Source organism: Microcystis sp. M179S2 (assembly GCF_020245805.1).
In the GTDB taxonomy this organism is placed as follows: Bacteria; Cyanobacteriota; Cyanobacteriia; order Cyanobacteriales; family Microcystaceae; genus Microcystis; species Microcystis aeruginosa.
In genome coordinates this window covers 1-6,865 of the sequence record NZ_JADBUE010000322.1, presented here as the reverse complement: position 1 = coordinate 6,865, position 6,865 = coordinate 1, and the positions used below count along the sequence as shown (strand labels likewise).

General features: G+C 39.5%; 10 protein-coding genes. 6 read left to right on the top strand and 4 right to left on the bottom strand.

Annotated elements, in window-relative coordinates; all coding sequences use genetic code 11:
- Positions 1-178: 178 nt before the first annotated feature.
- From IM500_RS20160 to IM500_RS20150, 3 genes are read right to left on the bottom strand one after another with little or no spacing between them, the layout of a single operon-like run.
- Positions 179-523, bottom strand: coding sequence for a hypothetical protein (locus IM500_RS20160; RefSeq protein WP_287739415.1), 345 nt, complete (start codon positions 521-523; stop codon positions 179-181).
- Positions 524-531: 8 nt separating this feature from the next.
- Positions 532-879 (bottom strand): Tse2 family ADP-ribosyltransferase toxin, encoded by a 348-nt coding sequence (locus tag IM500_RS20155; RefSeq protein WP_287739414.1) that lies wholly within the window; start codon positions 877-879, stop codon positions 532-534.
- A 42-nt stretch (positions 880-921) separates the two neighbouring features.
- Positions 922-1,044, bottom strand: a complete 123-nt coding sequence (locus IM500_RS20150; RefSeq protein ID WP_287739413.1) for a hypothetical protein — start codon at positions 1,042-1,044, stop codon at positions 922-924.
- 440 nt (positions 1,045-1,484) lie between these two features.
- Between IM500_RS20150 and IM500_RS20145 the strand changes: the two genes are divergently transcribed.
- Both IM500_RS20145 and IM500_RS20140 read left to right on the top strand, forming a co-directional pair.
- The gene (locus IM500_RS20145; RefSeq protein ID WP_287739412.1) at positions 1,485-1,991 is read left to right on the top strand and encodes a glycosyltransferase family 39 protein; all 507 of its coding nucleotides are present in this window, start codon (positions 1,485-1,487) and stop codon (positions 1,989-1,991) included.
- A 48-nt stretch (positions 1,992-2,039) separates the two neighbouring features.
- Complete coding sequence (locus IM500_RS20140) at positions 2,040-3,095, top strand: glycosyltransferase family 39 protein (protein ID WP_502882368.1); 1,056 nt, start codon at positions 2,040-2,042, stop codon at positions 3,093-3,095.
- A 370-nt stretch (positions 3,096-3,465) separates the two neighbouring features.
- Here the strand turns inward: IM500_RS20140 and IM500_RS20135 are convergent, their stop codons facing one another.
- The gene (locus IM500_RS20135) at positions 3,466-3,618 is read right to left on the bottom strand and encodes a hypothetical protein (protein ID WP_287739411.1); all 153 of its coding nucleotides are present in this window, start codon (positions 3,616-3,618) and stop codon (positions 3,466-3,468) included.
- Between the two features lie 189 nt (positions 3,619-3,807).
- Between IM500_RS20135 and IM500_RS20130 the strand changes: the two genes are divergently transcribed.
- The 4 genes from IM500_RS20130 (at position 3,808) to argH (ending at position 6,645) form a co-directional block, all read left to right on the top strand.
- Complete coding sequence (locus tag IM500_RS20130) at positions 3,808-4,131, top strand: hypothetical protein (protein ID WP_190722129.1); 324 nt, start codon at positions 3,808-3,810, stop codon at positions 4,129-4,131.
- Between the two features lie 7 nt (positions 4,132-4,138).
- Positions 4,139-4,750, top strand: coding sequence for a class II aldolase/adducin family protein (locus IM500_RS20125; RefSeq protein WP_190722128.1), 612 nt, complete (start codon positions 4,139-4,141; stop codon positions 4,748-4,750).
- A gap of 106 nt (positions 4,751-4,856) precedes the next feature.
- Complete coding sequence (locus IM500_RS20120; RefSeq protein WP_190722127.1) at positions 4,857-5,060, top strand: hypothetical protein; 204 nt, start codon at positions 4,857-4,859, stop codon at positions 5,058-5,060.
- Positions 5,061-5,229: 169 nt separating this feature from the next.
- Positions 5,230-6,645, top strand: a complete 1,416-nt coding sequence (gene argH / locus IM500_RS20115) for an argininosuccinate lyase (protein ID WP_002759216.1) — start codon at positions 5,230-5,232, stop codon at positions 6,643-6,645.
- Positions 6,646-6,865 lie beyond the last annotated feature (220 nt).

The window sequence follows — 6,865 nt, the reverse complement described above, 5'->3', positions numbered from 1 at the left end:
TTTCTAACACTTTCTGGTATAGTTCACTTATCATTTTCGTTATTTAGGTCATATATGGTAAATATGACTTATCTTTTTTGGGAGTCTGTGTCTGTATTCCATGCTACATAAGCTTTTCAGCTGGCTTGTCCCCCTGTCAGGAAAGGTGGCTAAATAAGTAATCATTATCTTTCTCATTTCAGGTTCGCATTAGATTATATTCTTCGCGGATTGATGAAGTTAGAGATTCCACTAAGATTAATTTTTCCTCAATTGACAGGGTTTTTCCTTGTTTAATTAATGTTTGTAAAGGCATCTTTTTCAATTCAAATTCAGGCACAAGTAGAGCCAATTCTTGTGTTTGTTGATTTTGTAAGTCAGTAATTAATTCTTGTAAAAATAGAGAATCATTACTTAAGTCTGAAATTTCATCTTCATAGTTTTCGAGAGCTTCTAGTTGTTGAATACGGTCACTATAATTTTTGAGAAGGGCTTCGAGAGCTTCGATAATAAATTGGATGTCTTTAAATGATAGAGTTTTCATAGTTTACCTCAACTTACACGATAAAAAAATTCACCAATTACCCTTAAGGCTTGTTGATAGGTTTCTATTGATATGGGAAATAAGGGTTTCCATAACCAGTGATTACCTCGATCATTAATTAATTCTAGCTCACTGGGAATAGAAGTCCCCCGATCTAGTTTCCACCAGTTGTTTCCCATTCCCTGAACGGAAAAGGTCGAAATTCCGCCCGGTGTTTGTCCATCGGCAAGGGTTTCTTTTACCCATATTTGCCCATTATTTTCATAGATAGCAATATCTTTGTTAGGACGAACATGATCCATTCTGGGAGATGTAGCATTACCTCTACGGTATAAATCAACAGGTGTTTTTATCATTTGTCACCTCCCTAATTCCCGTAAAAGTTGCATCACTTTTTCCTAAGCTGCCATATTATTCTGTTGGCGGAATAATATAGCTACTTGTTGTAGATTAATTTTTGCCTTTTCGGTTTGTTTTAATCCGGCATATAAAAGACCACGACTACGGACTACAGTAATCATAACAATTATCGTCGGTTGGGTTGACCCAAGGAAACCCAACAAAAAGCAATGGGAGGAGGGGAATAGCGAGCGCTCATTCAGACAGATTTAGGTGTTGGGTGTTGGGTTTCGTTCCGAGGTCCCAATCTACAAAACGATGCGGCGCTCGCCCTGAAGTTCTTTCCCAATCATCGTCGTCTATTCCGTATTTCTCTCTTAAGTGCTTCTCATCCATAGCTTTCATGCTATCATACCTTTACCCTCCTGAACGGTTACGCTTTAGGAGTTAGTATATGCTAGGATCACTGTCAACTCAGTATAAATAAGAGTAAGTAAATAAACATGAGGCTCTTCTGGTACTGACAGTTTCTTCCGCAAAATAGCCCTAAAAGTCTTGCCCGATAAGCATTTCACGATTCTATAAGCAAAAATTATCACACAAAGTCGAGAGGAGCCAACATATGAGTTTAAAACCTCAATCTCTAAGAACAAAAAAACATTTTAGCATAAATGTATTACTAATCATCGTCATTCTTTCACTAAGTATTTTTTTGAGGTTTTTTGAATTATCCCAAAAACCCTACACAACAGACGAGGTAAGAACGCTGCTTAGTTCTTCAGGATATACCTACCAAGAGCTTATCTCTCAATCTTTTAATGGACAAATTCTTACTGTTAAAGACCTAAACAAGTATCAAGACTTTGCCAGTGAGAAAACTAACAAAGATACTATTTACGCCCTAACTCAACAAGATGTTAGTCCGCCTCTTTACTTTATCCTACTTCGCTACTGGATGAAATTTTGGGGTAATTCGGTTCTAGTGACTCGCGGTTTATCTGTGTTTATAGGCTTACTACTATTACCTGTGGTTTACTGGTTATCTTTAGAATTATTTTCATCAAGTCTAGTAGGTTGGATGACAGTTTGCTTAATTGCTGTTTCTCCTTTCCATATGATTAATTCTTAGGAAATTCGTTCCTATAGTCTATTTTCGTTAGCAATTATATTATCTAGTTTGGCACTACTACGCAGCCTGAGAAGTAACAATAATTTTAACTGGTTAGGTTATGGATTAACTCTGGCATTAGGTATTTATTCACACGTTAATTTTATCTTTGTCTATTTTGCACAAACAGTTTATGTAATTGTCACTCAAAAATTTAAGTTTAATAAATCAATACTAAACCATATACTGGCTTCTACCATTTTATTTGTTTCCTTTCTTCCTTGGATTTTAGTTATTACTAGAGATTGGAGCGACATCAAATCTAGGATAGCTTGGTTGAATAACTTTCAAATTAGTGTCCTTGAAAGAATATTAACAATTATTTTTAATACATCCACAGTTTTAGTGGATTTTAACAACCAGTTCAATTTTAAAAACCCCTTACCATATTTAATATTTATTATCATTATATATTCCTTTTGGTTTATGTATCGCCAGGCTCCATTTCATACTTTCTTATTTATAGCTCTATTAGTTATCATACCTGGTCTATCCCAGATTATTCCCGACTTTTTGCAAGGTGGTAGAAGAACTATATACTCTCGCTATCTTACTCCAAGTTATATAGGGGTTAGTCTGTCTGTTGCTTATTTACTTGCTTCTAAAGCTTTTCATGGTGTTGAAAAGCCTATCAAAAGAAGGTTATGGCAATTGATCAGCATAGCCATAATTTCTCTAGGAATATTTTCCTCTCTGGCTATTGCTAAATCTCCTACGGGAAGAACTCAAGGAATTGTACCTATTATGAACTTACAGATTGCTGAAGTAATTAACAAATCACCTAATGTCTTAGTAATTACTGATGATCTGTACTATCGAGTTCTGGCTTTAACTCACTTACTCAATTCAGATGTTTATCTACAAGTTGTCTATGGGGAAAATCAAAAGGAACTAGAAGAAAAACTATCTAAATTAGAGCAAATAGGTAGTAAATTTGACAATATATTTCTATACATCCCCTCTGATCAATTAATTCAGCAAATCGAGACTAATGGTTACAATACTCAGCTTATAGTCAGTGATAAGGATAAAAAGCGATATTGGCTTTATAAAATAACTAAGTAGGGTCTGGATTTGCCCAATACATAAATGCTAAAAAATTAACAAAACCTTGATTGACAAGCCGCCACTGGGTACATTTTACCCTTGAAAATGGCTGTACCGTTGACTGTATCTAGAGTAGAGCGATTCTGTGGAGTTGGCTGTATAGTGATCGCTAACCTTATTATCACAGATGATGTCATTAATCCCTAGAGTCAGCGATTTTTTTTGTAGCCATGTTTTTGATGGTTTTCTCCCCTGAAACAAGCTATAATGGCAAAAAGGTCAAATTTGAAAAATTTTGCTTCAAACCCTATCCGCGTAAGGATTTCAGGAGCTTGTGTTCAGGATACCATTAGTATTACATTGCTTTAACTCAGGCTCTGTAAGACTTTTAGCCATAGCTAGTATATTTATACGGGGGAAGTTCAGTGATTAGGCTGACGATGGTGAGACGGGCAAAGGATTTCATGGGTAGTTCCTCGGTGTGGGTGATTTGAGCTTCTATCAAGAGTTGGCTGAATATCGGTGTAAGTCTTGCTATCAAAGAGTTTTGGGCTTTTTTGCCCAAAAAGTGGCAGAAACAAAGGTTGGGAAATCAAAATAAGCTAAGAGGTTTATCCTTTTACAATGTGATCACTAAACTGTTCCGCAGTTCCGTCGTTCCCGAAAAGAAAAACTTTGTACTTCACCATTAAGATAACTGCTATAGTATCGAGGAAAACTAGAATTGTCTATGAACACATTCACTCCCCATCAAATTGTTAGTTTATTCTGCAAAAATAGAACTTTATACGGAGAAGTAATTCAGGTGATCGAAAGTCGTTCGGCTCTTTGGGTGCGTCCTCTTTGGTTAATTGTAGCCGATAATTTTGAGACAATTGATGTGCGGGAAGGTTCCGATTTAATCCTGCCGATGGACTTATTTAAACCCGCCTTAGACACGGAAGTTTTACCCCTATTCTCCCAAGTTATTAAAGATAATTATATCACTAATATCTCCTATCCTCTCCAGGACTTTGTGCGGAAAGTGTGTCAAAATTATCCCGAATATTTTTGAAAAATTTATGATTGATGAAGGTTACGTTAAATATAATTGTACTTGGATTCCTGACCGTCCCTTAAGAAGCTCAGAAATTGCAGAATTAAATTATTGGCGCAATCGGCTCTATCGACTGGGATTAATCGGTCAATACGATAACGGAATCGGTTTTGGTAATGTGAGTCAACGAGGAAAAATAGACAAAAAAATTATTATTTCTGGCACTAATACTGGAGGGATTCCAGTATTAAATGAATTCCATTACACCACGGTTATAGACTACGATTGGAGAGAAAATCGGGTCACTTGTCGGGGAACAATCGCCGCTTCTTCGGAAACTCTCACCCATGGAGCAATTTATGAAGCGAATCCCCAGATTAATGGGGTAATTCATATTCATCATCGCCCCCTGTGGCAAAATTTGATGTATCGAGTGCCGACCACTCAAGAAAATATCGCCTATGGAACCCCAGAAATGGCCGCAGAAATTATCCGTTTATGTCAAGAAGAGCGTCTAGAGGAGCAACAAATTTTAGTGATGAGTGGTCATGAAGAAGGAATTATCGCCTTTGGTCAAGATTTAGAAAAAGCGGGCAATTTATTATTATCCTATTACCGGCAATCTCAAGTATCTTGAAAGTGACCCCCTCTCCAACTCACCACCAGGGAGACAAAAGCGGTTTTGATTTAGTCGTTTTCATGTTAACTTATTCTGTAGATTTTCGTCTTTGAGGAATGCCATCGTGATCGACATCTTCCATCATCTATCTGTCTCGATCGACTTTTCGCCCCTTACCAATGTCTTGATGACTATTTCGGATCAAGACGTGGATATCATCGGCAATGTCCAGAAATCCTTCTCAAATTTCCTCAAAACTGGGCAAGCATGGGCCTTATTAATCGGTTTGGTTGTCGGTTATCTGTTTCGAGGTTTTACTTCTTATTAGCTTTTCGCCTATCAGCATTCAGCCAGAGCGAGCAATTCTTGCTATTCTTATGTTTGTGGGGTTGGAGATTTTTCTAACCTGAAGCGGTAATGCTATCAGCACCAGATTATCCCTAAAAATTGCCTAGCATATTTTGGTTAACTTTATCCACAATAATCTAACGAAAACAGTGACAGCAAAGAAAACTTGGAGCGATCGCTTTGAAGGTAGTCTCCATCCTACGATCGTGGAATTTAACGCCAGTATTGGCTTTGATATCGAATTAATCGAGTATGATCTCACCGGATCAATCGCTCACGCTAAAATGCTCGCCTATACGGGTATTATCAGCCCCGAAGAAGCAGATAGTCTCGTCTCTGGATTGGAACAAATTCGTCAAGAATACCGCACCGGCAACTTTAACCCCGGCATCGATCAAGAGGACGTGCATTTTGCCGTGGAACGTCGTTTAACCGAGATTGTGGGAGATGTGGGCAAAAAACTGCACACGGCCCGTTCGCGAAACGATCAGGTAGGAACGGATATTCGTCTGTATCTTAGACAACAAATCGATGATATTAGGCAAGAAATTCGCAATTTTCAGCAAGCTTTAGTCAATCACGCCGAAAACCATCTGGAAACCCTGATCCCCGGTTATACCCACCTACAGCGCGCCCAACCGATTAGTTTAGCCCATCATCTCCTCGCTTATTTTCAAATGGCCGAACGGGATCACCAAAGATTAGGAGAAATTCGCGCCAGGACTAATATTTCGCCCCTAGGATGCGGGGCCTTAGCGGGGACGACTTTTCCGATTGATCGTCATTACAGTGCCAATTTACTCGATTTTGAGCAGGTTTATAACAATAGTCTCGATGGAGTCAGCGATCGAGATTTTGCCATTGAATTTATGACGGCCGCTAGTCTGATTATGGTCCACCTGAGCCGTTTGAGCGAGGAAATGATTCTCTGGTCTTCCCAAGAATTTAGTTTTATCACTCTCACCGATAGTTGTGCCACGGGATCTAGCATTATGCCCCAGAAAAAAAATCCCGACGTTCCCGAATTGGTGCGCGGCAAAACAGGGCGGGTTTTTGGGCATTTACAGGCGTTATTGACCTTAATGAAGGGTTTACCCCTGGCCTATAACAAAGACTTGCAGGAGGACAAGGAGGCGTTATTTGATGGCGTTAAAACCGTGCGGATTTGTTTGCAAGCGATGACGGTACTTTTAGCCACCGGAATTCAATTTAAAACCGACCGATTAGCTAATGCGGTGGCGGAAGATTTTTCTAATGCGACGGATGTGGCGGATTATTTAGCCAGTAAGGGGATTCCCTTCCGAGAAGCTTATAATTTAGTCGGGAAAGTCGTTAAAAGCAGTTTGGCAGCGGGTAAGTTATTGAAAGATTTAACCCTGACCGAATGGCAAGAATTACATCCAGCTTTTGAGGCCGATATCTACGACGCGATCGCTCCTCGTCAGGTGGTGGCGGCCCGTAATAGCTATGGTGGCACAGGTTTTGAACAAGTGCGATCGGCTTTAATTCAAGCTAAAGCCATTCTCGATCATCGAAAATTTGCGTCTGAAACCCCGCCGTTCTAGGTTGGCTTGACGTTAGAATTAAAAGGCCAGTCTCGAAAACCAAGTGGACGGCGCAGCACCTTGAAAACTCGGCTTAGGGGGTTCCGACCAGAAAAGCTGGGCCGGGTAAAAAGTCGCGCGCAACAAGTACAAGAAGCTATAGGCGGTCAACGTACCGTGGGACACACGGAATCGGGCTTCTGAAATGGGGCGAAAGTCTGTGGACTCTGTGTAAGACAGT